Consider the following 24,590-nt stretch of genomic DNA (forward strand, 5'->3'; position numbering starts at 1 on the left):
AGGACCTTCATGAGCCCTGTCGCATCCCCCGGCGCGCGTTTCCGCGCCGCCGTCGCCGCCGAGAAGCCGCTGCAGATCGTCGGCGCGGTCAACGCCTATGCGGGCATCCTCGCCGCGTCCGCGGGTTTCAAGGCGCTGTACGTGTCCGGCGGCGGCGTGGCGGCGTCCAGCCGCGGCATTCCCGATCTCGGCATCACCACGCTGGAGGACGTCGCCATCGACGTCGAGCGCCTGACCAGCGCGGTCGACCTGCCGGTGCTGGTCGACATCGACACCGGCTGGGGCAGCGCCTTCAACATCGCGCGCGCGATCAAGACCATGATCCGCGTCGGCGCCGGCGCCGTGCACATCGAGGACCAGGTGCAGGCCAAGCGCTGCGGCCATCGCCCCGGCAAGGAACTGGTGCCGAAGGAGGACATGGCCGACCGCATCAAGGCCGCCGCCGACGCGCGCAGCGACGCGCAGTTCGTGATCATGGCGCGTACCGACGCGATCGCGGTCGAAGGGCTGGATGCGGCGATCGAGCGCGCGCAGCTGTGCGTCGAGGCCGGCGCCGACATGATTTTCGCCGAGGCCGTCACCGAGCTGCCGATGTACCGCAGGTTCAAGGACGCGGTGAAGGTGCCGGTGCTCGCCAACATCACCGAGTTCGGCAAGACGCCGTTGTGGAGCACCGCGGAACTGGCCGCGGTCGGCGTCGACATGGTGCTGTACCCGCTGTCGGCGTTCCGCGCCATGGCCAAGGCCGCGCTCGGCGTGTACGAGGCGATCCGCCGCGACGGCCACCAGCGCGCGGTGATCGACGCGATGCAGACCCGCACCGAGCTGTACGACAAGCTCGGCTACTGGGACTACGAGCGCAAGCTCGACGAGCTGTTCGGCAGCCGCAAGGAAGGCTGACGGTGGCCGCGCCGACGCCGTCCGCCGAGTGCAACCCGTCGCCCGACCGCGCTACCGCTGACGCCGACCGACCGCTGCCCGCGGCTGCCCGTGGCCGAGATCTTCAACGACCGACGAGTCGATACGAGTAAAGCGTCGCCCCGCCGCGTACCGGTTGCGGTGCCGGCCCGATCCGGAGAGAACCATGAGCGAGAACGCCCAGCAAGTCCTTCCCAAGGCGAAGAAGTCGGTCGCGCTGTCCGGCGTCGCCGCCGGCAACACCGCGATCTGCACGGTCGGCCGCAGCGGCAACGACCTGCACTATCGCGGCTACGACATCCACGACCTGGCCACCAGGGCCTCCTTCGAGGAAGTGGCGCACCTGCTGGTGCACGGCGTGCTGCCCAACTGGTCGGAGCTGAACGCCTACCGCGCCAAGCTGAAGCGGCTGCGCGGCCTGCCGGCGCCGGTGAAGGGCGCGCTGGAGCTGCTGCCGGCGTCCACCCATCCGATGGACGTGCTGCGCACCGGCGCCTCGGTGCTGGGCACCGTGCTGCCGGAGAAGGAGGACCACAACCTCGCCGGCGCGCGCGACATCGCCGACCGCCTGATGGCCAGCTTCGGCTCGATGCTGCTGTACTGGTACCACTGGAGCCACAACGGCAAGCGCATCGACACCGAGACCGACGACGAATCGATCGCCGCGCACTTCCTGCACCTGCTGCACGGCAAGAAGCCCAGCGAGCTGCACGCGCAGTCGCTGGACAAGTCGCTGGTGCTGTACGCCGAGCACGAGTTCAACGCCTCGACGTTCACCGCGCGCGTGATCGCCGGCACCGGCTCCGACATCTACTCCTGCATCACCGGCGCGATCGGCGCGCTGCGCGGCCCCAAGCACGGCGGCGCCAACGAGGTGGCGATGGACATCATCGCCCGCTACCGCAGCGCCGAGGAGGCCGAGGCCGACATCCGCGCGCGCGTCGAGCGCAAGGAGATCGTGATCGGCTTCGGCCACCCGGTCTACACGATCGGCGACCCGCGCAACCCGATCATCAAGGAGATCAGCCGCAAGCTGTGCCAGGAAGGCGGCAACCCGCGCCTGTTCGAGATCTCCGAGCGCATCGAGACGCTGATGTGGGACATCAAGAAGATGTTCCCCAACCTCGACTGGTACTCGGCCAGCGCCTACCACATGATGGGCGTGCCGACGCCGATGTTCACGCCGCTGTTCGTGATCGCGCGCACCTCCGGCTGGAGCGCGCACGTGATCGAGCAGCGCATCGACGGCAAGATCATCCGCCCCAGCGCCAACTACACCGGCCCGGAGGATCGCGCCTACACGCCGATCGAGAAGCGCTGAGCGGGTCCGCCCCCGCGCGCGCGAAAGGGAGCCCGCGGGCTCCCTTTTCGTTTTCTGAACGCGCGGCGGCCGCATTCGCGGTATAAGCGGGCTGCGTGCGGGAACGAGGCCGTCACGGCGGGGAGGGCCCGATGCGCGGGCGAATGCGGGCGATGCGGTGGGCGTGCGGCTGCGGCCTGCTGCTGGTCGGCGGACTCGCGCAGGCCGCGCCTTCGATGGCGCTGGACCGCGTCAACCTGTGGCTGGGCGGCTACCAGCCGGACACGCGCATCCGGCTGAGCGTCGACGCCAGCGGCGGCCCGCAGGGCACGGTGATCGACGCCGAACGCGATTTCGGCCTGGACCGCCGCCATCCGGTCGGCCGCGCGCGCCTGGATTTCCTGCTCGGCGACCACCAGGGCTTCACCCTCGACGTGTATCGCTACGACAACAGCGGCGCGCGCGCCCTGGACCGGCAGGTGGTCTACGACGGCAACACCTACGACGTCGCCGCGGCGATCCGCAGCCGCATCGAGATCGATTTCGCCAGCGCCGCCTGGCACTGGTGGTTCGACGCCGGCGATCGCGACGTGGTCGGCGCCGGGCTGGGCGCGGCGCGCTACCGGCTGGCGGTCGACGTCGCCGGCGAGGCGTCGGTGCACGGGCCCGTCGGCGGCAGCATCGCGGCGGCCAGCCACCGCAGCGAGGCAGCGTGGGCGCCGGTGCTGACGCTGGGCTGGCGGCACGCGTTCACGCGCGACCTGCGCCTCTATGCCGACGTCTCCGGCGTGCGCAAGAACGCCGGCACGCTGCAGGGACACATCTACGCCGGCGCGGTCGGCGTCGAGTACTACCCATGGCAGCACCTCGGCGTCGGCGCCGAGTACGCCGCCACCCGCATCAATCTCGACAAGGATGGCCGCGACTACGCCGCGCGGCTGAAGCTGCGCCTGCAGGGACCCGCCGCCTTCGTGCGCATGCGCTTCTGACCGGCGCGGCTAGAGCATCGCCGCCAGCCGCGTGCCCTGGTCGATCGCGCGCTTGGCGTCCAGCTCCGCGGCGACGTCGGCGCCGCCGATCAGATGCACCGTCACGCCGGCGGCCTGCAGTTCCGCCTGCAGCGCGCGGTTCGGTTCCTGGCCCGCGCAGATCACCACATGGTCGACTTCCAGCGTGCGCGCTTCCGCGCCGACGCGGACGTGCAGGCCGGCGTCGTCGATGCGCTCGTAGCCGACGCCGCCCAGCATGACGACGCCTTTCTGCTTCAGCGTGGCGCGGTGCACCCAGCCGGTGGTCTTGTTGAGGCGCGCGCCGGGGCGGCCGGGCGTGCGCTGCAGCAGCCAAACCCTGCGCGCCGGCGGTTCCGGCGCGGGCGCGGCCAAGCCGCCGCGCGCGGCCAACGTGGTGTCGACGCCCCATTCCTGCGCCCATCGCGCGACATCGGTGCTGGGCGAGGGCGCCGGCTGCACCAGGAACTCGGCGACGTCGAAGCCGATGCCGCCGGCGCCGACGATGGCGACGCGCGCGCCGACGGCGGCGTCGCGCTGCAGCACGTCGACGTAGCTCAGCACCTTGGGATGGTCGTCGCCGGGAATGCGCGCCGCGCGCGGCACGACGCCGGTGGCCAGCACCACGGCATCGTAGCCGCCGGCGGCCAGCGTCGCCGCGTCCGCGCGCGTGCCGAGGCGCAGGTCGACGCCGGCGTCGGCGAGGCGGTGGGCGAAGTAGCGCAGCGTCTCGGCGAACTCCTCCTTGCCGGGGATGCGCTTCGCCATGTTGAACTGGCCGCCGATCGCCTCGCCCTGTTCGAACAGCGTGACGGCGTGGCCGCGCTCGGCCAGCGTGGCGGCACAGGCGAGGCCGGCGGGACCGGCGCCGACCACGGCGTAGCGCTTCTTCGCCGCGGCGGGCGCGATCGCCAGCTCGGTCTCGTGGCAGGCGCGCGGATTGACTAGGCACGACGCGCGCCGGTTCTCGAACACGTGGTCGAGGCAGGCCTGGTTGCAGGCGATGCAGGTGTTGATGCGGTCGGCGCGGCCGGCGCGCGCCTTCGCCACCCAGTCGGGATCGGCCAGCAGCGGGCGCGCCATCGACACCATGTCGGCATCGCCGGCGGCGAGGATGCGCTCGGCGACGACGGGCGTGTTGATGCGGTTGGTGGCGATCAGCGGGATCGTCACCTCGCCCTTCAGCCGCCGCGTCACCCAGCCGAACGCGGCGCGCGGCACCGAGGTGACGATGGTCGGCACGCGCGCTTCGTGCCAGCCGATGCCGGTGTTGATCAGCGTGGCGCCGGCCGCCTCGACCGCCTTCGCCAGCGCGACGATCTCGTCCCAGGCCTGTCCGTCCTCGACCAGGTCCAGCATCGACAGGCGGTAGATGATGATGAACGCGCGGCCGACCGCCTCGCGCGTGCGGCGCACGATCTCGACCGGGAGGCGCATGCGGTTTTCCAGGCTGCCGCCCCAGCGGTCCTGCCGGCGATTGGTGCGCGCGGTCAGGAACTGGTTGATCAGGTAGCCCTCCGAGCCCATCACCTCGACGCCGTCGTAGCCGGCGTCCTGCGCCAGCCGCGCGCAGTCGACGAAGGCGCGGACGGTGCGCACGACGCCGCGCGCGCTGAGCGCGCGTGGCGTGAACGGCGTGATCGGCGACTTGACGCGCGAGGGCGCCACCGACAAGGGGTGATAGCCGTAGCGGCCGGCGTGCAGGATCTGCAGGCAGATGCGCCCGCCCTCGCCGTGCACCGCGCGCGTCACCTGCCGGTGCCGCGCCACGTGCCAGGGCATCGACAGCCGGCCGGCGAACGGCTTCAGCCAGCCTTCGACGTTCGGCGCCAGCCCGCCGGTGACCATCAGGCCGACGCCGCCGCGGGCGCGCGCGGCGAAGTAAGCGGCCAGCCTGGGATAGTCGCGCGCGCGGTCCTCGAGGCCGGTATGCATGGAACCCATCAGCACGCGGTTGGGCAGGGTGCAGAAGCCGAGCTCGAGCGGCGCGAACAGGTGCGGATAGGTCACGGCGGGCCAGCCAACGATTCAAACGATCGTTCGAGCATGCCCGCTGCGCGGCGCCGCGGCAAGCCCGCGCCGCTGGGACGCCGCGCTCAGCCCCAGCCGCGCAGCACCAGCTTGCCGATGCTGCGGCCGGATTCCAGCCGCGCGTGCGCCACGCGCAGGTTGGCCGCGTTGATCGGCGCCAGCGTCCCGGTCAGCGTGCTGCGCAGCGCGCCCGCGTCGACCAGCGCGGCGACGCGGGCGAGGATGCGGTGCTGCGCGATCATGTCCGGGGTGCGGTACTGCGCGCGCGTGAACATGTACTCCCAGTGCACGCTGGCGCTCTTGCTCTTCAGCGGCTCGAGGTCGACGGCCTGCTTCATGCCGACGACCAGGCCGATGCGTCCCTGCGGCGCCACCAGGTCCGTCATCTGCGCCCAGTACGGTTCGGCGGCGGTGAAGCAGACGATGGCGTCGACCGCGGCGAAGCCGAGCGCTTCGAGCTGCGGTTTCAGCGGCTGGCGATGGTCGACCACGTGGTCCGCGCCCATGCGCCTGCACCAATCGACGGTCTCGGCGCGCGAGGCGGTGGCGATCGCGGTGAGGCCGGCGCGCTTGGCGAGCTGGATGGCGATCGAGCCGAGCCCGCCGGCGCCGGCGATCATCAGCAGCGTGCGATCGCGGTCGGCGCCGTCGGCGTCGAAGCCGAAACGCTCGAACAGCAGCTCCCACGCCGTCAGCGCGGTCAGCGGCAGCGCCGCGGCCTCGGCGAAGTCGAGCGTGCGCGGCATCGGCCCGACGATGCGCTCGTCGACCAGATGGAACTCGGCATTGCAGCCGGGACGGTCGATCGCGCCGGCGTAGTAGACGCGGTCCCCGGGTTTGAACAGCGTCACCGCCTCGCCGACCGCCTCCACCACGCCGGCGGCGTCCCAGCCCAGCACGCGCGGCGCGGCTTCGACCGCCGCCTTGGGCGCGCGCACCTTGGTGTCGACCGGATTGACCGACACCGCCTCGACGCGCACCCGCAGGTCGTGGCCGGCGGGCGTGGGCGTGGGCAGTTCGACGTCGATCAGCGATTCGGGATCGTCGATGGGCAGATAGCGGGTAAGGGCGACGGCTTTCATGGCGGCTCGTGCGGCGGTGGCGGCGAGGAGAAGAACGGGTTCACACCGGCGGCGGCGTGCGTTCGGCGAACTGGCCGTGCCGGTACGGGTAGTAAGGATAGGGCGGGGTGACGCGGCTGGCTTCGTCCAGGCGGGCGACCTGTTCCGCGTCGAGGCGCCAGCCGACCGCGCCGCGGTTCTGCCGCAACTGCGCCTCGTCGCGCGCGCCGATCAGCGGCGACGAAGCGCGGCCGGCCCGTCGCCGCGCGCGCTGAGGCCGCCGGCGCTCAGCCGCCGGCCTGCTGCGCGATGCGCGCGCGCTGCGCCTGCGCGCGCCGCGCCGCCCACCAGCCGAGTCCGCACACGCCGGCGACCAGCACCACGTCGAGCAGGTACTCGGCCCAGCCGTAACGGTCGAACCAGGCGGCGACGAGGCCGTCGTGGGCGATCATGCGCGCGGCGGTCCAGGCGATCGCGCCGGCGCCGACGTAGACGATCGCCGGGAAGCGTTCGATCAGTTTCAGGATCAGCGTCGAGCCCCACACCACCAGCGGCACGCTGACCAGCAGGCCGATCACCACCAGGCTCAGATGGCCGTGCGAAGCGCCGGCGATCGCCAGCACGTTGTCCAGGCCCATCAGGGCGTCGGCGACGACGATGGTGCGCATCGCGCTCCAGAAGCCGCCCGCCGCCTTGACCTCGTGCGCGTCGCCTTCGTCCTGGCGCAACAGTTTCCAGGCGATCGGCAGCAGGATCAGGCCGCCGGCCAGCATCAGGCCGGGAATCTGCAGCAGGTAGACCACGATCGCGGTCAGCGCCACGCGCACCGCGACCGCGCCGAAGGTGCCCCAGAAGATCGCCTGCTTCTGCAGGCGCCGCGGCAGATTGCGCGCGGCCAGCGCGATGACGATGGCGTTGTCGCCGGCCAGCACCAGGTCGATCAGGATGATCGACAGCAGTCCGGAAAAGAATTGCGGGGTGAGGAAATCCATGCAGTCTCCGCGGCGCGCTCGATCTTCCGCGATGACGGCGGACGCGCGCACGGTCCGGCGTCACCGCGAAAGTCTCGCTCGCAGCCGGCAGGCTGCCGCGACGGCCGGGGCAGGACATGCCCGTGATGACGGCCGCCGCGCAGGCCGACGGCGCGGGAGGGCGCCGCGGCCAGGGAGCTACTCCCCTTCGGGGTGAATGTAGCGGAAGCATTCTCTGCAGCGCCGCGGCGCGGCGTCAAGCTTGGTCGTTCAGCCATCGAAAGCGTAGGCGTGCAGCGCCAGGCTGCCGTACTCCCAGGCGCGGTGCAGCGGGCGCGCCGCGCCGCCGGCCGCGCCCCAGGCGACGAACAGCGGCCAGAGGTGCTCCGGCGTCGGATGCGCCAGGCGCGGCTGCGGCGCCACGCGCAGCCAGTCGCGCGCGGCGGCGTCGTCGCCCGCCGACAGGCGCGACTCCAGCCACGCCGCGAACGCGGATGCCCACGGCGGCGCGGGGCCTCCCTGCCAGGCGAGCGCGCCCAGGTTGTGCACGAAGCCGCCGGAGCCGACCAGCAGCACGCCCTCGTAGCGTAGCGGCGCCAGCGCGGCGCCGAGGCGGAAATGCCAGTCCGCGTCCGCGCCGGGGTTCACCGCCAGCGGCAGCACCGGGATGTCCGCCTGCGGGTACATGCGCCACAGCGGCACCCACACGCCGTGATCGAGGCCGGCCTGCGCGTCGGCGCGCGCGTCGAAGTCGGCCGCGTGCAGCAGCCCGACGACGCGCGCGGCCAGCGCCGGCGCGCCCGGCGCCGCGTAGCGCAAGGCGTACAGCGGCGCGGGGAAGCCGTGGAAATCGTGCACGGTCGGCGGCTGCGGGTGCGCGCCGACGACCGCTTGCGCCGCTGCGAAATGCGCGGAGGCGACCACGATCGCGGCCGGGCGCGGCAGCCGCCCGCCCAGGCCGTCGAGGAAACGGCCGGTGGGCGAGTCCTCCAGCGCCAGCGTCGGCGCGCCGTGCGAGACGAACAGCGTGGGCAGCGCGGCGGATGCGGTCACGGCAGGGTGCCTCGGCGATGCGGCGGACCGGCGGCAGCGTACCGGTCCGCCGCGCGTGCGGTCACGCGGTCTTTGCCTTGGCGGATTGCGCCGCGCTTTCCGCCGCCAGCGCCGCCTTCACCGCCGGACGCTGCGCGACGCGCTGGCGGAACGCGGCCAGGTTCGGCCAGCGGCCGAGGTCGATGCCGACATAGCCGGACCAGCCGGCGACCACGAACAGATAGGCGTCGGCGATGCCGAAGCGCTCGCCCATCAGGTAGGGCGTGCCGGCGAGATGGCGTTCGACGGTGTCGAAGCGGCGGCCCAGCATCTCGATCGCCTGGGCCTTGTACGCCTCCGGCGTCTGCGGGTGGAACAGCGGCGAGAAGCCCTTGTGCAGCTCGGAGGTGATGAAATTCAGCCACGACTGCAGCCGGTAGCGCTCCAGCGTGCCGGCGGCCGGCGCGAGGCCCGTCTGCGGCGCGCGGTCGGCGATGTACTGCATGATCGCCGGACCTTCGGTCAGCACGACGCCGGGTTCGATCTCCAGCGCCGGCACGTAGCCGTTCGGATTGACCTGGAGGTAATCGGCGCCGTCCTCGGTGCGCTTGGCGGCGGTGTCGACCTTGACCAGTTCGAACGGCAGGCCGGTTTCGCGCAACACGATGTGCGGGGCCTGCGAACACACGCCGGGAGAGAAGTAGAGCTTCATGGAGCGACCTCTTGGTGGGGAAGGGGGGACGGCCGGATGGGCGCCCGGCTTACGCCGCCTGCGCGGCGCGCCGGTCCAGCGCCCCGGGGCCGACGCCCAACAGCGCCTGCGCCAGGCCGACCACGCCGAGGAACAGCGGGTATTCCCGGCCGAGGCGCAGCAGCAGGACGGCGGCGGACGAAGCGTGCATGGATCGGGCAGCGTGATGAACCGGACGGGCCGGCGACGCCGCGAAAGTTAGGGATTGCCATGGCGCAACGGAATACGCAATATCGGCAAGCCGATCTTGCAAGCATGCAAAGGCCATGAGGGACTGGAACGACCTGCGCTACCTGCTGGCGATCGCCCGCGGCGGCAGCCTCGCCGCGGCGGCGCGCGCGCTGGGGGTCAACCATTCCACCGTGTTCCGCCGCCTGAACGCCTTCGAGCGAGCGCTGGGCGTGCGCCTGTTCGAGCGGCTGCCGGAAGGCTATGTGTTGACCGCGGCCGGCGAAGGCGTGCGCCGGCAAGCCGAGCAGGCGGAGGCGGCATTGCTGGCGCTGGAGCGCACCGCGGCCGGCGGCGACTATCGCCTGTCCGGCGACATCCGCATGACCACCGCGGCCAACCTCGCGCACGACTACGTGGCGCCGGCGGTGGCCGCTTTCCGCGGGCGTTATCCCGACATCCGCGTCGAGATCGCCGTCAGCGACCACGACTTCGACCTGAACCGCCGCGAGGCCGACCTGGCGCTGCGCGCCACCGCGCAGCCGCCGGAGTTCCTGGTCGGCCGCCGCATCGCCACGCTGCGTTGGCACGTCTGCGCCAGTCCGGCCTATCTGCAGCGGCACGGCCGGCCGCGCAACGTCGATGAATTGGCGCAGCACGCGCAGATCGGCGCCGATGACGCGTTCGCGCGCATCGGCGTGTTCGCCTGGCAGCGTCGTGCCGTGCCGCCGGAGCGCATCGTCGTGCGCGCCAACGAGCTCAACACGATGGCCGCGCTGGCCGAGGCCGGGGTCGGCCTGGCGCTGCTGCCGAGCGACCAGGTGCGCTCCGGACTGGTGCGCCTGTTCGCGCTGGACGCCGCGTTCGACGGCGCGTTGTGGCTGCTGACCCACCCGGATCTGCGCCATGCGGCGCGCATCCGCGCCTTCGCCGATTTCCTCCACGAACGGCTGCGCGCCGATCCGCGCCTGGCGGACGCATCGCCCGCCCCGGCCACGGCATCGACGCGCGCGCGCCGCCCGGCGCGGACCCGCGGGCCCTGAGCCGCGCCGCGAGTTCTGGCAAAATTCCCGGTTCCGCCACGGTTCCCGCCGTGGTCGTCCTCCTCGCGCGCAGATCGCGCGTCCAGCCTGCACAGGAAATGCCGATGGCCCACCACGACATCCGCTCCGCCAAGCGTCCCGATCCCGACCAGCCGATGCGCGACATCGCCGACTACGTCGTCGATTACCGCATCGACTCCGCGGAGGCGTACGAAACCGCGCGCTACATGCTGATGGATTCGCTCGGCTGCGCGATGCTGGCGATGAAGTTCCCCGAGTGCGTCAAGCACCTCGGCCCGGTGGTGCCGGGCGCGACCATGCCGGGCGGCGTGCGCGTGCCGGGCACCAGCCACGAACTGGATCCGGTGCAGGCCGCCTTCGCCATCGGCACGCAGATCCGTTGGCTCGACTTCAACGACACCTGGCTGGCCGCCGAGTGGGGCCATCCTTCCGACAACCTCGGCGCGATCCTGTCCGTCGCCGACTACCTCAGCCGCAAGGCCGAACGCGAACGCGGCACGCCGCTGACCGTGCGCGACGTGCTGACCGCGGCGATCAAGGCCCACGAGATCCAGGGCTGCTACGCGCTGAAGAACAGCTTCAACCGCGTCGGCCTGGACCACGTGATCTTGGTGCGCCTCGCCTCCACGGCGGTGACCACGCACATGCTCGGCGGCGACAAGGACGCGATCGTCACCGCCGTCTCGCACAGCTGGATCGACAACGGCGCGCTGCGCACCTACCGCCACGCGCCGAACACCGGCCCGCGCAAGAGCTGGGCCGCCGGCGACGCCTGCCGCCGCGCCGTCATCCACGCGCTGAACGCGGCCGACAAGGGCGTGGTCGGCTACCCGTCGGCGCTGACCGCGAAGACCTGGGGCTTCTACGACGTCGCGTTCAAGGGCAAGCCGTTCGAGTTCGAGCGCCCGTTCGGCAGCTACGTGATGGAGAACGTGCTGTTCAAGATCAGCTACCCGGCCGAGTTCCACGCGCAGACCGCGGTGGAGTGCGCAATGCAGCTGCACCCGCAGGTGGCCGGCAGGCTCGAGCAGATCGAGCGCATCGTGATCGAAACGCAGGAGGCCGGCTGCCGCATCATCGACAAGACCGGCCCGCTGGCCAACTATGCCGACCGCGACCACTGCATCCAGTACATGGTGGCGGTGCCGCTGATCTTCGGCCGTCTCACCGCCGACGACTACAGCGACGCCGTCGCCGCCGATCCGCGCATCGACGCGCTGCGGCAGTTGATGGAGGTCAAGGAAAACCCGCAGTTCACCCGGGACTATTTCGACCCGGATAAGCGCTACATCGGCAATTCGGTGCAGGTGTTCTTCAAGGACGGCAGCAGCACCGAAAAGGTGTCGATCGATTATCCGATCGGCCACCGCAAGCGGCGCGCGGAGGGCATCCCGGTGTTGCTGAGGAAGTTCGAGGGCGCCCTGGCCGGCCACCTGCCGGCGCGCCGGGTCGAGGCGATCCTGGCCGCCTGCCGCGACCCCGGCCGGTTCGAGGCCATGCCGGTACACCGCCTGATGGATTTGTTTGCGTCGTGAGGGGCTGAATAGCCTCTGAAAGGGGGGCGGTGCGGTGGCGGGAAATGTTTGTTTTTTGATAAGATCGCGCCGCCCTGCAAAGGGTCACCATTACAAGGCTTCAAAAGCCGGAAAGCCGCACGTTCGCTTGCAAGGTGCTCCGCGCGAGGTGGCGCGGATGCGAAAAACGAGAAGAGGAGATTCCCATGAAGCGTAAGGGCCTGTTAGCGCTGGTCGCCCTGGTCGTTGGAGGCGTGGGCATCGCTCACGCTACGGACTACAGCAACTGGTATATCGCCCCGCGCGTCGGCGCGGTGTTCCCCGACAGCAACCGCAAGACGCAGGAGTCGCCCCTGCTCGGCCTCGGCGTCGGCTATTGGGTCAACCCCAACTTCGCGGTCGACTTCGAGGCCACGCACAACAACGCGGACTTCAAGGACAACTCGCCGCGTCCCGGCAAGCAGTGGGAGAGCATGGGCCTCGACGTCGCCGGCCGCTGGATGTTCAGCGACTGGAGCGGCTGGCGCCCGTACGTGATGGGCGGCATCGGCATGCTCAAGCACGCCGCGGTGTCCGCCGGCACGCCGGCGCCGGGCACCGGCGGCATCGGTGCGGGCTACACCCACGGCTGGGGCCCGATGGTCACCGCCGGCGTCGGCATCCAGAAGGCGTTGACCGACCGCGTCGCGTTCCGCGGCGAAGTCGCTTATCGCTACGACCGCGACACGCAGTCCGCGCGCTTCGCCGGCCTCGAGGATCACAAGCAGTACGGCGACGCGCTGGCGTCGATCGGCCTGGTGATCTCGATGGGCCAGCCCGCCCCGGCTCCGGCCGCGGCGCCGGCGCCCGCTCCGGCGCCGACCTGCGACCAGTTGGACGACGACAAGGACGGCGTCAACAACTGTGACGACAAGTGCCCGAACACGCCGGCCGGCACCATCGTCGGTCCGGACGGCTGCCCGCAGAAGGTGGTGATCGACCTGCGCGGCGTGAACTTCAAGTTCGACCGTCCGAAGAAGGGTGAAACCGACGTCTCCAAGGTCCTGAAGGAGCCGACCGAGGAGTCGATGGCCATCCTCGACCAGGCCGTGGATACGCTGAAGCGCTATCCGCAGGTGCGCGTCGAGGTTGACGGTTACACCGACGACAAGGGCAAGGAGGACTACAACCAGGCGCTGTCCGAGCGTCGCGCCAAGATCGTGTACGACTACCTGGTCGCGCACGGCATCGACGCCAGCCGTCTGGACGGCCCGAAGGGCTTCGGCGAGTCCAACCCGATCGACACCAACAGCACCGAGGAAGGCCGCGCGCGCAACCGCCGCGTCGAGCTGAAGGTGCTGGATCAGGGCGCGCCGCAGCAGTAAGCGGTCCGTTGCTCCGCACGAAGAAAAGCCCGGCGCGAGCCGGGCTTTTCTCTTGCGGCGTCGGAGGGCGCGGCGTCGGGGCCGCGCGCCCTTCGCCTCACAGCCTCAGTTCGACCGCGGTCTTCACCGAGTTGGCGATGAAGCAGGCGGCGTGGGCGCGCTCATGCATCTTCGCGTAGTCCTCGGCGCCGGGCCGTCTGTCTCCGCCGAAGCCGACGCGCGGCGCCAGCACCGCGCGCACCACGGCCATCTTGCCCTCGGCGTTCTTGTCGAGATAGGCGACCGCGGCGTCCTCGTAATGGTCGATCACGTAGCCGCGGTTCGCGGCCACGGCGAGGAAGGTCAGCATGTGGCAGCTGCTCAGCGCCGCCAGCAGCAGTTCCTCCGGGTTGCTGGCGTCCGGGTTGCCGCCGTAGGCGCCGGCCGCGGCCGAGTTGCGCACGATCTGGCCGCCCTCGAAGTGCACGTCGTGGTCGCGGCTGTAGTTGCCGCGCTCGAACGGGCCGCCGCCGCGCGACCAGACGGTCCTGATGTGGTGTTCGGACATGGGGTTCTCCTCGCTGGGCTTGTCGCGCCCGGGCGCCGTGCCTAGGCTGGTGCGATGAACAAGCCTAGCCCAAGACCGGCGCGATCGCCGCTGCCTGCATCCAGGCACGGCCTGGCGCGCGTGCTGTCGAAGCTGGGCGTGTGCTCGCGCAGCGAGGCCGAACGGCGCGTCCGTGCCGGCCGCGTCAGCGTGGACGGGCGCTGCGTGCGCGATCCCGAGCGCCCCACCGATGCGGCGCGCGAGCGCATCGCGCTGGACGGCGTCGACGTCGGCGGCGTGCCGCGGGTCTACCTGATGCTCAACAAGCCGCGTGGACTGGTGGTCAGCGCCGCCGACGAACGCGGCCGCGACACCGTCTACCGGCTGCTCGAGGGCTCGGGCCTGCCGTGGCTCGGCCCGGTCGGCCGCCTGGACAAGGCCAGCGAGGGCCTGTTGCTGATGAGCAACGACACCGCCTGGGCGGCGGCGATCACCGATCCGCGCACGCATCTCGACAAGACCTATCACGTGCAGATGGCGGGCGCGCCGGACGCCGCGGCGCTGGCGCGCATGCGCACCGGCATCCTGGTCGACGGCGAGCGGCTGGCGGTCAAGCGCGCCGTGGTGCTGCGCGGCGGCGCCCGCAACACCTGGCTGGAGGTGGTGCTGGACGAAGGCCGCAACCGCCACATCCGCCGCCTGCTGCAGGCGCTCGGTTTCGAGACGCTGCGGCTGGTGCGCGTCGCGATCGGCCCGCTCGCGCTGGGCACGCTGCCCAAGGGCGGCTGGCGGCGGCTGGCTGCGGACGAAATCGCCGCGCTCGCCATCCCCGCGCCGCACGCGCGTTGAACCGCATGCGGCGCGGCGCGTCTCAGTGATGCGACAGGTGGATGTGCTTCGGCGCCACCAGCCGCTCGAATTCGCTGAACGGCATGCGCATCACCTCGGTGTGCGTGCCGGCGTTGAAAGCGATGTCGCCGTGGCTGACCAAGGCGTCGTCGACATACACCTCCATGCCGTACAGGTTGCCGAACGGCGGCATCGCGCCCGCTTCGCAGTCGGGGAAGCGGTCGCAGAATTCGGCTTCGGTGGCCAGCTCGGCGGTGGCCGCGCCGGCGGCCTGGCGCAGGCGGCCGAAGTGCACGCGCCGGGCGGCCGGCACGACCACCATGGCGAGGCGGCCGTCCAGCTTCACCATCACCGTCTTCGCCATCATGCTGCCGCGGATGTGCGCGCTGGCCGCGGTTTCCTGCGCGGTGACCGCGCGCGTGTGGTGGATGGTCTCGTAGGGGGTGTGCTGCTCGTGCAGGTAGCGCTGCAGGCGGGGCTCGGGCATGGCACTGCTCCGCGTGGCCGGCTTCGCTCCCATCGGCGCGGCCCGGTTTGGCGGCACGCGCGGCGCGGTCCGTGGCCGCGGCCCGGGGCGGCGCCGATGCGCGGGCGCCGCTCCATGCCCAGCTTACTCCCGCCCGCCCGACGCGACAAAGCCGCGCCGGAGCGGCTCAGGCTTTCAGCACGCCCAGCCTGCGGCCGACCTTGGTGAAGGCGGCGATGGCACGGTCGAGGTGCTCGCGCGTGTGCGCGGCGCTCATCTGCGTGCGGATGCGCGCCTGGCCTTGCGGCACCACCGGATAGAAGAAGCCGATCACGTAGATGCCTTCCTCCAGCAGTTCGGCGGCCATGCGTTGCGCCAGCGGCGCGTCGTAGACCATCACCGGCACGATCGGATGCACGCCCGGCTTGATGTCGAAGCCGGCGCGGGTCATCTGCTCGCGGAAATAGCGCGTGTTGGCCTGCAGGCGCTCGCGCAGGTCGCCGGCCGAGGAAAGCATGTCGAACACCTTGATCGCCGCGGCGACCACGTGCGGCGGCAGCGAGTTCGAGAACAGGTACGGCCGCGAGCGCTGGCGCAGCATCTCGATGATCTCGCCGCGGCCGGTGGTGAAGCCGCCCAGCGCTCCGCCCAGCGCCTTGCCCAGCGTGCCGGTGAAGATATCGATCTTGTCCATCACGCCGTGCACTTCCGCCGAGCCGCGGCCGGTGGCGCCGAGGAAGCCGGTGCAATGGCACTCGTCGATGTGCACCATCGCGCCGTACTTCGCCGCCAGCGCGGTGATCTCGTCCAGCTTGGCGACGAAGCCGTCCATCGAGAACGCACCGTCGCTGGTGATCAGCTTGGTGCGCGCGCCGGCGGCGTCGGCGGCCGCCAGTTGCGCTTCCAGGTCGGCCATGTCGCTGTTGGCGTAGCGGTAGCGCTTGGCCTTGCACAGACGAATGCCGTCGATGATCGAGGCGTGGTTGAGCGCGTCGGAGATCACCGCGTCCTCCTCGCCCAGCAGCGGCTCGAACAGGCCGCCGTTGGCGTCGAAGCAGGCAGCGTAGAGGATGGTGTCCTCGGTGCCGAAGAAATCGGCGATCTTGCGCTCCAGCTGCTTGTGCAGGTCCTGCGTGCCGCAGATGAAGCGCACGCTGGCCATGCCGAAGCCGTGGCTGTCGAGCGCGTCCTTGGCCGCCTGGATCACCTCCGGGTGGTCGGCCAGGCCGAGGTAGTTGTTGGCGCAGAAGTTCAGCACGCGGTGGCCGTCGGCCAGCGTGATCTCCGCCGACTGCGGCGAGGTGATCACGCGCTCGGCCTTGTACAGTCCCAGCGCGCGGATCGAGGCCAGTTCGGCGGCGTAGCGGTCGCGGGTGGCGGCGGTGTAGGTCATCGGATCAGTTCCACGAGCAGACGACTTTGCCGCAGTTGCCGGACTCCATCAGGTCGAAGCCCTTCTGGAAGTCGTCGATGGCCACCTGGTGCGTCAGCACCTTCTGCAGCGGGAAGCCGGTCAGCAGCATCTGCGTCATCTTGTACCAGGTCTCGTACATGCGCCGGCCGTAGATGCCGTGCAGGGTGAGGCCCTTGAAGATCACCTTGTCCCAGTCGACGCCGGTGCCCTTCGGCAGGATGCCGAGCAGGGCGATCTTGCCGCCGTGGTACATCACGTCGAGCATGTCGTTGAAGGCGCGCGGGTTGCCGCTCATCTCCAGGCCGACGTCGAAGCCTTCCATGTGCAGGTCCTTGACCACGTCCCGCAACGACTGCTGGGCGACGTTGACCACGCGCGTCGCGCCCATCTCGGCGGCGAGCTTGAGGCGGTAGTCGTTGACGTCGGTGACCACCACGTTGCGCGCGCCGACGTGCTTGGCGATGCCGGCGGCGATGATGCCGATCGGGCCGGCGCCGGTGATCAGCACGTCCTCGCCGATCAGGTCGAACTCCAGCGCGCAGTGCGCGGCGTTGCCGTAGGGATCGAAGAACGCGGCGAGTTCGGAAGGGATGGTGTCGGGGATCGGCCACAGGTTCGAGGCCGGCATGGCGATGTACTCGGCGAACGCGCCGTCGCGGTTGACGCCGATGCCCACCGTGTTCGGACACAGGTGCTGGCGTCCGGCGCGGCAGTTGCGGCACATGCCGCAGACGATGTGGCCTTCGGCGGAGACGCGCTGGCCGACGCTGTAGCCGCGCACGCCGGGGCCCATGTCGACGATGCGGCCGACGAACTCGTGGCCGATCACCAGGCCCGGCTTGATCACGCGCTGCGACCACTCGTCCCACTTGTAGATGTGCAGGTCGGTGCCGCAGATCGCGGTCTTCTCCAGCTTGATCAGCACGTCGTTGGGGCCGATCTCGGGCACCGGCACCTCTTCCATCCAGATGCCCTTGGTGGCTTCGCGCTTGACCAGCGCCTTCATCAGCTGCGGCATGGCGGATCTCGTGTGGGTTGCGGCGAACGGCCGCGCGGCCCGGCATTATACGGCGCGCCGCATGCGCCGCTGCGCCGCAGGGCTCAGCTGCCGGCCGCGCGCGACGGCTGTCCGCCTTCCGCGACGAGCTGGCGCAGCATGTCGCGCTCCAGCGGCTGCGAGAACAGGAAGCCCTGCAGGCGGTCGACGCCGTGGTGCTCGAACCAGGCGAGCTGCGAGCTGGTCTCGATGCCTTCGGCGACCACGTCCAGGCCGAGGCTGCGCGCCAGGGTGATCATCGCCGCGACGATCGCCGCGTCCGGCGTGTCGCCGAGCACGTTGTCGACGAAGCTGCGGTCGATCTTCAGCGTGTCCACCGGCAGCTGGCGCAGGTGGCTCAGCGAGGAGTAGCCGGTGCCGAAGTCGTCCAGCGCCACGCGCACGCCCAGCGCGCGCAGGCGGTGCAGGCACTCGATGGTGCGGTCGGCGTCGCCGAGCGCGCTCGATTCGACGATCTCCAGCTCCAGCCGGTGCGGGGTCAGCCCGGAGGCGTACAACACGTTGCGCACCAGTTCCGGGAAGTGCTCGCGCTCGAAGCTGCGCGCGGAGATGTTCACCGCCACGCCGATCTCGGCGTCGTGGCGCTGCTCCCACAGGCGCGCCTCGCGGCAGGCGCTCTCCAGCACGTAGCGGTCGAGGTCCTCGATCAGGCCGAGGTGCTCGATCTCGTCCATGAACAGCGCCGGCGGCAGCACGCCGCGCTTGGGATGGCGCCAGCGCACCAGCGCCTCGGCGCCGCACACGCGGTGCGCGCCGCGGGTGAAGATCGGCTGGTAGAACAACTCGAACTCCTCGTGCTGCAGCGCGCGCCGCAGCTCCGCCTGCAGGCCCAGCCGGGTCAGCGCCAGCGCGTTCATTTCCGCGGAGAAGAACTGGAAGCGGTTGCCGCCCACGTCGTGGGCGCGCTGGCAGGCGCTCTCGGCGGCGGCGATCAACGTGCCCGGCTTCAGCGCGTCGTCCGGCGACACGGCGATGCCGATGCTGGCCGACAGCGCCAGCTCGCGGCCGGCGTCGTAGAACGGCGCGCGGATCGCCGCCAGCAGGTCGTCGGCGACGGTGGCGAGATCGCCGAAATTGGACACGCGCGGCACCACCTGCACGATGCGGTCGTCGGACAGCCGCGCCGGCCGCGGCCAGCCCGGATGCGCGCACGACTCGATGCGGTTGGCCGCCTCCGCGATCAGCGTCTCGGCGGTGATCACGCCCAGCGTGCCGGCAAGGGTGTCGGCCTGGTCGAGGCGCACCAGCAAAGCGGCGGTACGGTGGTTGGTCTGCCGCAGCTGCATCTCCAGGTCGGCGAGCAGGCGGCGGCGGTTGGGGAAGCCGGTGACCGGGTCGAAGTCGCGCAACTGGCGCAGCGCCTGGTCGGCCTTCTGCGCGCGCGTGCGCTCGTCCTCCAGCAGCCAGATCACCAGGCCGAAGCCGATCAGTTGCTGCGCGGCGAGATCGAGCACGCCGGTGTAACGCAGCCAGGGCAGCGGATGCGCGGTGTAGGCCTGGCCGGCCAGCAGGATCAGCGCCCAGAGCATTTCCAGCCCGTACAGGCCCAGCGCGGCGGCGGCGATGCGGCCGCCCATGCTGGTGCGGCGCACGAACCGCCACAGCACCGCGGCGGCGGAAAGATAGGTGGCGGCGGTGATCGCCTGACGCAGACCGTCGCGCAGCAGCGCGCGCTGGGTCATCGCCGCGGGATCGTTGGCGAAGGCCAGCGCGCATACCGCGGCGAACGCCAGCGCGCCGCTCATCGTGTAGCGCAGCCAGCGCGGCGGCAGCGGCCGCGACGCCACCGCGGCGTAGGTCGCGAACGCCACCAGCACCGCCTGGGCGTAGGCGGCGCCCAGCGACATCACGGTGAACATGCTGCGCGCGGAGACGAGCGGAGCGCCTTCCCCGGCGTCGGCGAGTCCGGTGGCCAGCCAGGCCAGCGTCAGGTACAGCGCCAGCGCCGCGAACGACATGCCCCACAGGCGCAGGTGCGGGTGGCGGTAGACGCGGAAGTAGTAGGCGAAGATCGCGGCCTGCAGCACCGCGCCGAGCGATTGGGCCGCAAACAGCACCAGCTCGAGCGTGAGCGTCGCCATCCGGCTCCAGGCGGCATGCGGGCTTGGTTCCGCGCGCCTATGAGACTCGACGGACCCCCGCTTGTAAAGCGGCGGCGTCAGGCGGCTCCGGCGCGCTTGCAGGGCCCGGAAATCGCGGGCCCGCGGCTACAATGGACCGATGCCCGGCCCCGATCCGCGTCCGCTCGCCGTCTTCCTGATGGGGCCCACCGCCGCGGGCAAGACCGCGCTGGCCTGCGCGCTGCGCGAACGCTTCCCGCTCGAGATCGTCAGCGTCGATTCCGCGCTGGTCTATCGCGGCCTCGACATCGGCACCGCCAAGCCGGATGCGGCCACGCTGGCGCGGCACCCGCACCGGCTGATCGACATCCGCGACCCGGCGCAGCCGTACTCCGCGGCCGACTTCCGCCACGACGCGCTGGCGGCGATGGCGGAGATCGTCGCCGGCGGCCGCGTGCCGCTGCTGGTCGGCGGCACCGGGCTGTACTTCCGCGCTCTGCAGCGCGGCCTGTCGGAGCTGCCGGCGGCCGACCCCGCGCTGCGCGCGCGGCTGGCGGAGGAGGCCGGGACGCTCGGCCTCGCCGCGATGCACGCGCGGCTGGCCTGGGCCGACGCCGAGGCCGCGGCGCGCATCCGTCCCAGCGACCGCCAGCGCGTGCTGCGCGCGCTGGAGGTGATCGCCTTGACCGGCCGGCCGCTGTCCGCGCAGCAGGGCGCGCCGCGGCCGCCGCTGGCCTACCGCGTGCTGAAGCTGGCGCTGGTGCCGCAGGCGCGCGCGCCGCTGCACGCGCGCATCGCCGCGCGCTTCGACGCCATGCTGGCCGCCGGCTTCCTCGACGAAGTGCGCCGGCTGCGTGCGCGCGGCGACCTCACGCCGGACCTGCCGGCGCTGCGTGCGGTCGGCTACCGGCAGGCCTGGGAGCATCTGGACGGCGCCACCGATCCCGCCGCCTTCCGCGCGCGCGCCGTCCACGCCACCCGCCAGCTGGCCAAGCGGCAGATCACCTGGCTGCGCGCCGAACTGGACGCGCGCTGGCTGGACCCCGATCGCCCCGACCTGGCCGAAGCGGCGGCGCAGGCGGTCGGTGCGTTCCTGCCGGCGTGACGCGGTCCGCTTTCGCCGGATGTTTAAATGCGATTAAGATTCGCTGGCTTGGACCGGGGCGGCGGCCTCCTGCCGCAGTGCGTTTTGCCCGGCTCCGACGTTGCCACGGGGAGAGAACCAAGATGTCGAAAGGTCAGTCGCTGCAGGATCCGTTCCTGAACGCCCTGCGCCGCGAGCGCGTGCCGGTGTCCATCTACCTGGTGAACGGCATCAAGCTGCAGGGTACGATCGAGTCCTTCGACCAGTTCGTGGTGCTGCTGCGCAATACGGTCAGCCAGATGGTCTACAAGCACGCCATCTCGACCGTCGTGCCCAGCCGCAACGTGCGCGTCGGCGCTTCCGGCGAGGCACATGCCGCTGCCGAACACGCCGAAGCCGAGAGCAACAGCCAAGGCTGAGCAGTCCTGTTCGAACGTCAGAAGAAAGGTGAGCGCGCGCTGCTGGTGCTGCCGCACGCGCGCGGCGACGGCGATGCGGTCCGCCGCGCCGACGAATTCGCCGAACTGGCGAAGTCCGCCGGCGCGCAGGTGCTGGAGCGCATCACCGCGCGCATCGACCAGCCCAATCCGCGTTTCTACCTGGGCAGCGGCAAGGCCGACGAGGTCGCCGCGCGCGTCAAGGCGCTGGAGGCCGACCTGGTGTTGGTCGACCATGCGCTGACGCCGGTGCAGGAGCGCAACCTCGAGAAGCATGTCGGCGCGCGCGTCGTCGACCGCACCGGCCTGATCCTCGACATCTTCGCCCAGCGCGCGCGCTCGCACGAAGGCAAGCTGGAAGTCGAGCTGGCGCAGCTGAAGCACCTGGCGACGCGTCTGGTGCGCGGCTGGACCCACCTCGAGCGCCAGCGCGGCGGCGCGATCGGCCTGCGCGGCCCCGGCGAGACCCAGCTCGAGACCGACCGCCGCCTGCTCGGCGAGCGCGTCAAGCTGCTCACCCGCCGCATCGAGAAGGTGCACGTGCAGCGCGAGCAGCAGCGCCGCGCGCGCCTGCGCAACACCGTGCCGCGCGTCGCCCTGGTCGGCTACACCAACGCCGGCAAGTCGACGCTGTTCAACGCGCTCACCGCAGGCAGCGTCTACGCCGCCGACCAGCTGTTTGCCACGCTCGATCCGACCGTGCGCCGCATCGAGGGCCTGAGCTGCGGCCCGGCGGTGCTGGCCGACACCGTGGGCTTCATCCGCGAGCTGCCGCACGACCTGGTCGCCGCTTTCCGCGCCACCCTGGCCGAGGCGCGCGATGCCGATCTGCTGCTGCACGTCTCCGACGCCGCCGATCCCGAGCGCGACCGCCTGATCGAGGTGGTGAACGGCGTGCTGGAGGAGATCGGCGCGGCCGGCGTGCCGCAATTGCACGTCTTCAACAAGATCGACCTGACCGATCTGCCGCCGCGCCTCGAACGCGCCGGCGACGGCCGTCCGGAGCGCGTGTGGATCTCCGCCGCCACCGGCGCCGGCCTCGACCTGCTGCGCCAGGCCTTGGGCGAGCGCCTGGGCGGCGCGCGCGTGCGCGCCGAGCTGCGCCTGCCGCCGCGCGCCGGGCGTCTGCGCGCGCGCCTGATCGCGCTCGGCGCGGTCGCGCGCGAGCGTCATGCCGAGGACGGCGGCTGGCTGCTGGAGCTCGACGCGCCGCAGGCGGTGCTGACGCCGCTGCTCGGCGACGGCAGCGCCGAGGACGCGCGGCTGCTGCGCGGCGTGCTCGGGTCCTAGCCGTCGAGCGTCGACTGGTTCGCTCCCGCCCTCTCGCAGGGAGGGATCCGCCCCCTGAGCGGCCCGCGCCCGGCGCCTCGCGCCTCGCGCCCGGCCGCCCCCCCGCGAGCAGGGGGCGGTGCGTCATTCGCCTCGCGCGCTCGCCGCGCAACCCCGTTTCCCTTGCCGCCCCGCCGCCGCACCCCTAAAATTTCAAGCGCTTCCGCTGTGGTCTCCGGCCGGCACGTCCGTCGCCGGCCCGGCCGCGCGGCCATGCCGACATGCGTGTTCGGGCTTCGCCGGCGCCGCGCGCCGGACCCGACCATGCCCCGAGGAGCCTGACCATGCCCTGGAACGAACCCGGCGGAAACCCACGCGACCCGTGGGGCGGAGGCAATCGCGGCCCCGACCTGGAGCGCTCGCTGCGCCGCCTGCGCGAACGCTTCGGCCGCCTCGGCGGCGGCGGCGGGCTGTTCTCGATCCTGCTGGCGCTGGCACTGGCGCTGGTGCTGGTCGATTCCTTCACCGTGATCAACGCGCGGCAGGTCGGCGTGGTGCTGCGCTTCGGCCGCTTCGAGCGCGTGCTGCCGCCCGGCTTCCACCTGAAGTTCCCGCGCCCGATCGAGGCGGTGACCAAGGTCGAGACCACGCAGGTCAAGTCGGTCAGCGACCAGGTGCGCATGATCACCAACGACGAGAACATCGTGCTGGTGGACTTCAACGTGCAATTCCAGGTTTCCGACGCGCGCAAGTACCTGTTCTCGATGCGCGATCCCGAGGACACGCTGCGCCAGGCCGCCGAGGCGGCGGTGCGCTCGGTGGTCGGCGCCAACACCATGGACACGATCCTGTCCGCGCAGGGCGCCGAGCTGGTGTCGAAGACGCGCGACGCGCTGCAGAAGACCCTCGATGGCTACGACTGCGGCCTCACCGTCACCGAGGTGAACTTCCAGAACGTCTCGCCGCCGCAGGAAGTGAAGGCCGCGTTCGACGACGTCAACAACGCGCGCGAGGACAAGCAGCGCATCGAGAACGAGGCGCAGGCCTACGCCAGCAAGGTGGTGCCGGAGGCGCGCGGCGAGGCGGCGCGCATCACCGCCGAGGCTCAGGGCTACAAGGCCGAGCGCGTCGCCACCGCCGAGGGCGAGGCCGCGCGCTTCGAGCAGATCCTGCAGCAGTACCGCGCCGCGCCCGACGTGACCAAGCGGCGCCTGTGGCTGGAGACCGTCGAGAAGGTGTTGGCCGGCACCACCAAGGTGATCGACGGCAGCCGCGGCAAGAACCTGATCTACCTTCAGCCCGAAGGCGGCGCGGCGCCCGGCGCGGCGCCGGCGGCAACGGGCACGGCGTCCGTGAGCGCCCCGGGAGACAAGCCATGAGGGCGATATCCGCGGTCATCGCCGTGCTGATCGCGCTGGTCGGCATGAACAGCGTGTTCGTGGTGAAGGAAGGGCAGACGGCGCTGCTGCTGCAGTTCGGCCGCATCGTCGCCACCGACTACGCGCCCGGCCTGCACTTCAAGCTGCCGTTCGTGCAGCAGGTGGTGAGTTTCGACAAGCGCATCCTCACGCTGGACGCGCAACCGGAGCGCTATTTCACCGCCGAGAAGAAGAGCGTCAACATCGATTTCTACGTGAAGTGGCGCATCGCCGACACCGCCGCCTACTACCGCGCCACCGCCGGCGAGGAGCTGCAGGCGGCGCAGCGGCTGACGCCGATCGTCAAGGACGCGCTGCGCTTCGAGGTCAATGCGCTGCCGCTCGACGAGCTGATCTCCGGCGGCCGCCAGGACATCACCGAGCGCGTGCGCGCGCTCACCGACGCCGCCACGCGCAAGACGCTCGGCATCACCGTCACCGACGTGCGCATCAAGCGCATCGACCTGCCCGACGAAGTCAGCGAATCGGTCTACAACCGCATGAAGGCGGAACGCCTGCGCATCGCCAACAGCCTGCGCTCCACGGGCAAGGAAGAGGCCGCCAAGATCGAGGCCGAAGCCGATCGCCAGAAGCAGGTGCTGCTGGCCGACGCGCAGAAGCAGGCCGCGCAGATCCGCGGCGACGGCGACGCCAAGGCGGCGGCGATCTACGCCGCGGCATACGGCAAGGACCCCGGCTTCTTCGCGTTCTACCGCAGCCTGCAGTCCTACCGCACCGCCTTCGGCGACGGCAAGAGCGTGATCGTGCTGGACCCGGGCTCGGACTTCATGCGCCAGTTCGGCGAAGAACCCAAGCGCTGAGCGCCGCC

The 24,590-nt window shown here is 71.3% G+C and carries 23 protein-coding genes and 1 pseudogene; 12 read left to right on the forward strand and 12 right to left on the reverse strand.

Annotated elements, in window-relative coordinates; all coding sequences use genetic code 11:
• Nucleotides 1-9: 9 nt before the first annotated feature.
• From prpB to MBSD_RS03580, 3 genes are all read left to right on the forward strand, one after another.
• A complete protein-coding gene (prpB, locus tag MBSD_RS03570; protein ID WP_062535132.1) occupies nucleotides 10-900 on the forward strand; it encodes a methylisocitrate lyase in 891 nt (296 codons plus the stop codon).
• A 184-nt stretch (nucleotides 901-1,084) separates the two neighbouring features.
• Nucleotides 1,085-2,239, forward strand: coding sequence for a bifunctional 2-methylcitrate synthase/citrate synthase (prpC, locus tag MBSD_RS03575; protein ID WP_062535134.1), 1,155 nt, complete (start codon nucleotides 1,085-1,087; stop codon nucleotides 2,237-2,239).
• 152 nt (nucleotides 2,240-2,391) lie between these two features.
• Nucleotides 2,392-3,207, forward strand: coding sequence for a hypothetical protein (locus MBSD_RS03580; RefSeq protein WP_062535136.1), 816 nt, complete (start codon nucleotides 2,392-2,394; stop codon nucleotides 3,205-3,207).
• Between the two features lie 9 nt (nucleotides 3,208-3,216).
• Here the strand turns inward: MBSD_RS03580 and MBSD_RS03585 are convergent, their stop codons facing one another.
• From MBSD_RS03585 to MBSD_RS15330, 7 genes and pseudogenes are all read right to left on the reverse strand, one after another.
• A complete protein-coding gene (locus tag MBSD_RS03585; RefSeq protein ID WP_062535138.1) occupies nucleotides 3,217-5,235 on the reverse strand; it encodes an NADPH-dependent 2,4-dienoyl-CoA reductase in 2,019 nt (672 codons plus the stop codon).
• 86 nt (nucleotides 5,236-5,321) lie between these two features.
• Entirely contained in the window at nucleotides 5,322-6,338 is a 1,017-nt protein-coding gene (locus MBSD_RS03590) for a zinc-binding alcohol dehydrogenase family protein (protein WP_062535140.1), read from the reverse strand.
• Between the two features lie 40 nt (nucleotides 6,339-6,378).
• Nucleotides 6,379-6,561: pseudogene (locus tag MBSD_RS03595) on the reverse strand (aldo/keto reductase); the annotation flags it as partial.
• A 43-nt stretch (nucleotides 6,562-6,604) separates the two neighbouring features.
• The gene (locus tag MBSD_RS03600; RefSeq protein ID WP_062535141.1) at nucleotides 6,605-7,309 is read right to left on the reverse strand and encodes a TerC family protein; all 705 of its coding nucleotides are present in this window, start codon (nucleotides 7,307-7,309) and stop codon (nucleotides 6,605-6,607) included.
• 249 nt (nucleotides 7,310-7,558) lie between these two features.
• Complete coding sequence (locus MBSD_RS03605) at nucleotides 7,559-8,341, reverse strand: DODA-type extradiol aromatic ring-opening family dioxygenase (protein WP_062535143.1); 783 nt, start codon at nucleotides 8,339-8,341, stop codon at nucleotides 7,559-7,561.
• A 61-nt stretch (nucleotides 8,342-8,402) separates the two neighbouring features.
• The gene (gene gstA / locus MBSD_RS03610; RefSeq protein ID WP_062535145.1) at nucleotides 8,403-9,032 is read right to left on the reverse strand and encodes a glutathione transferase GstA; all 630 of its coding nucleotides are present in this window, start codon (nucleotides 9,030-9,032) and stop codon (nucleotides 8,403-8,405) included.
• A 49-nt stretch (nucleotides 9,033-9,081) separates the two neighbouring features.
• Nucleotides 9,082-9,222 (reverse strand): hypothetical protein, encoded by a 141-nt coding sequence (locus MBSD_RS15330; RefSeq protein ID WP_187300546.1) that lies wholly within the window; start codon nucleotides 9,220-9,222, stop codon nucleotides 9,082-9,084.
• A 115-nt stretch (nucleotides 9,223-9,337) separates the two neighbouring features.
• Between MBSD_RS15330 and MBSD_RS03615 the strand changes: the two genes are divergently transcribed.
• The 3 genes from MBSD_RS03615 to MBSD_RS03625 all read left to right on the forward strand — a co-directional run bounded on the left by MBSD_RS03615 (nucleotide 9,338) and on the right by MBSD_RS03625 (nucleotide 13,181).
• Nucleotides 9,338-10,282, forward strand: coding sequence for a LysR family transcriptional regulator (locus tag MBSD_RS03615; protein WP_062535147.1), 945 nt, complete (start codon nucleotides 9,338-9,340; stop codon nucleotides 10,280-10,282).
• A 104-nt stretch (nucleotides 10,283-10,386) separates the two neighbouring features.
• Complete coding sequence (locus MBSD_RS03620; RefSeq protein WP_062535239.1) at nucleotides 10,387-11,838, forward strand: bifunctional 2-methylcitrate dehydratase/aconitate hydratase; 1,452 nt, start codon at nucleotides 10,387-10,389, stop codon at nucleotides 11,836-11,838.
• Between the two features lie 185 nt (nucleotides 11,839-12,023).
• Nucleotides 12,024-13,181 carry an OmpA family protein gene (locus MBSD_RS03625; RefSeq protein ID WP_062535149.1) on the forward strand — a complete coding sequence of 386 codons (1,158 nt, stop codon included), beginning with the start codon at nucleotides 12,024-12,026 and terminating at the stop codon, nucleotides 13,179-13,181.
• Nucleotides 13,182-13,278: 97 nt separating this feature from the next.
• Here the strand turns inward: MBSD_RS03625 and MBSD_RS03630 are convergent, their stop codons facing one another.
• Nucleotides 13,279-13,728, reverse strand: a complete 450-nt coding sequence (locus tag MBSD_RS03630) for an OsmC family protein (protein WP_062535151.1) — start codon at nucleotides 13,726-13,728, stop codon at nucleotides 13,279-13,281.
• Between the two features lie 54 nt (nucleotides 13,729-13,782).
• Here MBSD_RS03630 and MBSD_RS03635 point away from each other — a divergent pair, with 54 nt between their 5' ends.
• Nucleotides 13,783-14,556, forward strand: a complete 774-nt coding sequence (locus MBSD_RS03635; protein WP_062535153.1) for a pseudouridine synthase — start codon at nucleotides 13,783-13,785, stop codon at nucleotides 14,554-14,556.
• A 22-nt stretch (nucleotides 14,557-14,578) separates the two neighbouring features.
• Here the strand turns inward: MBSD_RS03635 and MBSD_RS03640 are convergent, their stop codons facing one another.
• From MBSD_RS03640 to MBSD_RS03655, 4 genes are all read right to left on the reverse strand, one after another.
• On the reverse strand, nucleotides 14,579-15,043 hold the full coding sequence (locus tag MBSD_RS03640) for an aminoacyl-tRNA deacylase (RefSeq protein WP_062535154.1): 465 nt from the start codon (nucleotides 15,041-15,043) through the stop codon (nucleotides 14,579-14,581).
• A gap of 166 nt (nucleotides 15,044-15,209) precedes the next feature.
• The gene (gene kbl, locus MBSD_RS03645; protein ID WP_062535155.1) at nucleotides 15,210-16,415 is read right to left on the reverse strand and encodes a glycine C-acetyltransferase; all 1,206 of its coding nucleotides are present in this window, start codon (nucleotides 16,413-16,415) and stop codon (nucleotides 15,210-15,212) included.
• A gap of 4 nt (nucleotides 16,416-16,419) precedes the next feature.
• A complete protein-coding gene (gene tdh, locus MBSD_RS03650) occupies nucleotides 16,420-17,442 on the reverse strand; it encodes an L-threonine 3-dehydrogenase (RefSeq protein ID WP_062535240.1) in 1,023 nt (340 codons plus the stop codon).
• Nucleotides 17,443-17,537: 95 nt separating this feature from the next.
• On the reverse strand, nucleotides 17,538-19,574 hold the full coding sequence (locus tag MBSD_RS03655; RefSeq protein ID WP_062535158.1) for a putative bifunctional diguanylate cyclase/phosphodiesterase: 2,037 nt from the start codon (nucleotides 19,572-19,574) through the stop codon (nucleotides 17,538-17,540).
• A gap of 139 nt (nucleotides 19,575-19,713) precedes the next feature.
• On the opposite strand from MBSD_RS03655, the gene miaA reads away from it, so the two are divergent.
• From miaA to hflC, 5 genes are all read left to right on the forward strand, one after another.
• Complete coding sequence (gene miaA / locus MBSD_RS03660; RefSeq protein WP_062535159.1) at nucleotides 19,714-20,658, forward strand: tRNA (adenosine(37)-N6)-dimethylallyltransferase MiaA; 945 nt, start codon at nucleotides 19,714-19,716, stop codon at nucleotides 20,656-20,658.
• A gap of 122 nt (nucleotides 20,659-20,780) precedes the next feature.
• Nucleotides 20,781-21,056, forward strand: coding sequence for an RNA chaperone Hfq (gene hfq, locus MBSD_RS03665; protein ID WP_062535161.1), 276 nt, complete (start codon nucleotides 20,781-20,783; stop codon nucleotides 21,054-21,056).
• A gap of 6 nt (nucleotides 21,057-21,062) precedes the next feature.
• Nucleotides 21,063-22,364 (forward strand): ribosome rescue GTPase HflX, encoded by a 1,302-nt coding sequence (hflX, locus tag MBSD_RS03670; protein WP_062535163.1) that lies wholly within the window; start codon nucleotides 21,063-21,065, stop codon nucleotides 22,362-22,364.
• A 323-nt stretch (nucleotides 22,365-22,687) separates the two neighbouring features.
• Nucleotides 22,688-23,722 carry an FtsH protease activity modulator HflK gene (gene hflK / locus MBSD_RS03675; RefSeq protein ID WP_062535165.1) on the forward strand — a complete coding sequence of 345 codons (1,035 nt, stop codon included), beginning with the start codon at nucleotides 22,688-22,690 and terminating at the stop codon, nucleotides 23,720-23,722.
• On the forward strand, nucleotides 23,719-24,582 hold the full coding sequence (gene hflC, locus MBSD_RS03680; protein ID WP_062535167.1) for a protease modulator HflC: 864 nt from the start codon (nucleotides 23,719-23,721) through the stop codon (nucleotides 24,580-24,582). Before hflK ends, hflC begins: the two co-directional genes overlap by 4 nt.
• The last annotated feature ends 8 nt before the right edge of the window (nucleotides 24,583-24,590 follow it).

The organism is Mizugakiibacter sediminis (assembly GCF_000953855.2).
Classification (GTDB): domain Bacteria; phylum Pseudomonadota; class Gammaproteobacteria; order Xanthomonadales; family Rhodanobacteraceae; genus Mizugakiibacter; species Mizugakiibacter sediminis.

Coding starts and splice junctions, on each gene's coding strand:
- MBSD_RS03620 (WP_062535239.1), top strand. CDS start 10,387: ATGGCCCACCACGACATCCGCTCCGCCAAGCGTCCCGATCCCGACCAG.
- hfq (WP_062535161.1), top strand. CDS start 20,781: ATGTCGAAAGGTCAGTCGCTGCAGGATCCGTTCCTGAACGCCCTGCGC.
- MBSD_RS03635 (WP_062535153.1), top strand. CDS start 13,783: ATGAACAAGCCTAGCCCAAGACCGGCGCGATCGCCGCTGCCTGCATCC.
- MBSD_RS03580 (WP_062535136.1), top strand. CDS start 2,392: ATGCGGTGGGCGTGCGGCTGCGGCCTGCTGCTGGTCGGCGGACTCGCG.
- MBSD_RS03655 (WP_062535158.1), bottom strand. CDS start 19,574: ATGGCGACGCTCACGCTCGAGCTGGTGCTGTTTGCGGCCCAATCGCTC.
- tdh (WP_062535240.1), bottom strand. CDS start 17,442: ATGAAGGCGCTGGTCAAGCGCGAAGCCACCAAGGGCATCTGGATGGAA.
- MBSD_RS03625 (WP_062535149.1), top strand. CDS start 12,024: ATGAAGCGTAAGGGCCTGTTAGCGCTGGTCGCCCTGGTCGTTGGAGGC.
- MBSD_RS03615 (WP_062535147.1), top strand. CDS start 9,338: ATGAGGGACTGGAACGACCTGCGCTACCTGCTGGCGATCGCCCGCGGC.
- MBSD_RS03630 (WP_062535151.1), bottom strand. CDS start 13,728: ATGTCCGAACACCACATCAGGACCGTCTGGTCGCGCGGCGGCGGCCCG.
- kbl (WP_062535155.1), bottom strand. CDS start 16,415: ATGACCTACACCGCCGCCACCCGCGACCGCTACGCCGCCGAACTGGCC.
- prpB (WP_062535132.1), top strand. CDS start 10: ATGAGCCCTGTCGCATCCCCCGGCGCGCGTTTCCGCGCCGCCGTCGCC.
- MBSD_RS03590 (WP_062535140.1), bottom strand. CDS start 6,338: ATGAAAGCCGTCGCCCTTACCCGCTATCTGCCCATCGACGATCCCGAA.
- prpC (WP_062535134.1), top strand. CDS start 1,085: ATGAGCGAGAACGCCCAGCAAGTCCTTCCCAAGGCGAAGAAGTCGGTC.
- hflK (WP_062535165.1), top strand. CDS start 22,688: ATGCCCTGGAACGAACCCGGCGGAAACCCACGCGACCCGTGGGGCGGA.
- miaA (WP_062535159.1), top strand. CDS start 19,714: ATGCCCGGCCCCGATCCGCGTCCGCTCGCCGTCTTCCTGATGGGGCCC.
- gstA (WP_062535145.1), bottom strand. CDS start 9,032: ATGAAGCTCTACTTCTCTCCCGGCGTGTGTTCGCAGGCCCCGCACATC.
- hflC (WP_062535167.1), top strand. CDS start 23,719: ATGAGGGCGATATCCGCGGTCATCGCCGTGCTGATCGCGCTGGTCGGC.
- MBSD_RS15330 (WP_187300546.1), bottom strand. CDS start 9,222: ATGCACGCTTCGTCCGCCGCCGTCCTGCTGCTGCGCCTCGGCCGGGAA.
- MBSD_RS03600 (WP_062535141.1), bottom strand. CDS start 7,309: ATGGATTTCCTCACCCCGCAATTCTTTTCCGGACTGCTGTCGATCATC.
- MBSD_RS03640 (WP_062535154.1), bottom strand. CDS start 15,043: ATGCCCGAGCCCCGCCTGCAGCGCTACCTGCACGAGCAGCACACCCCC.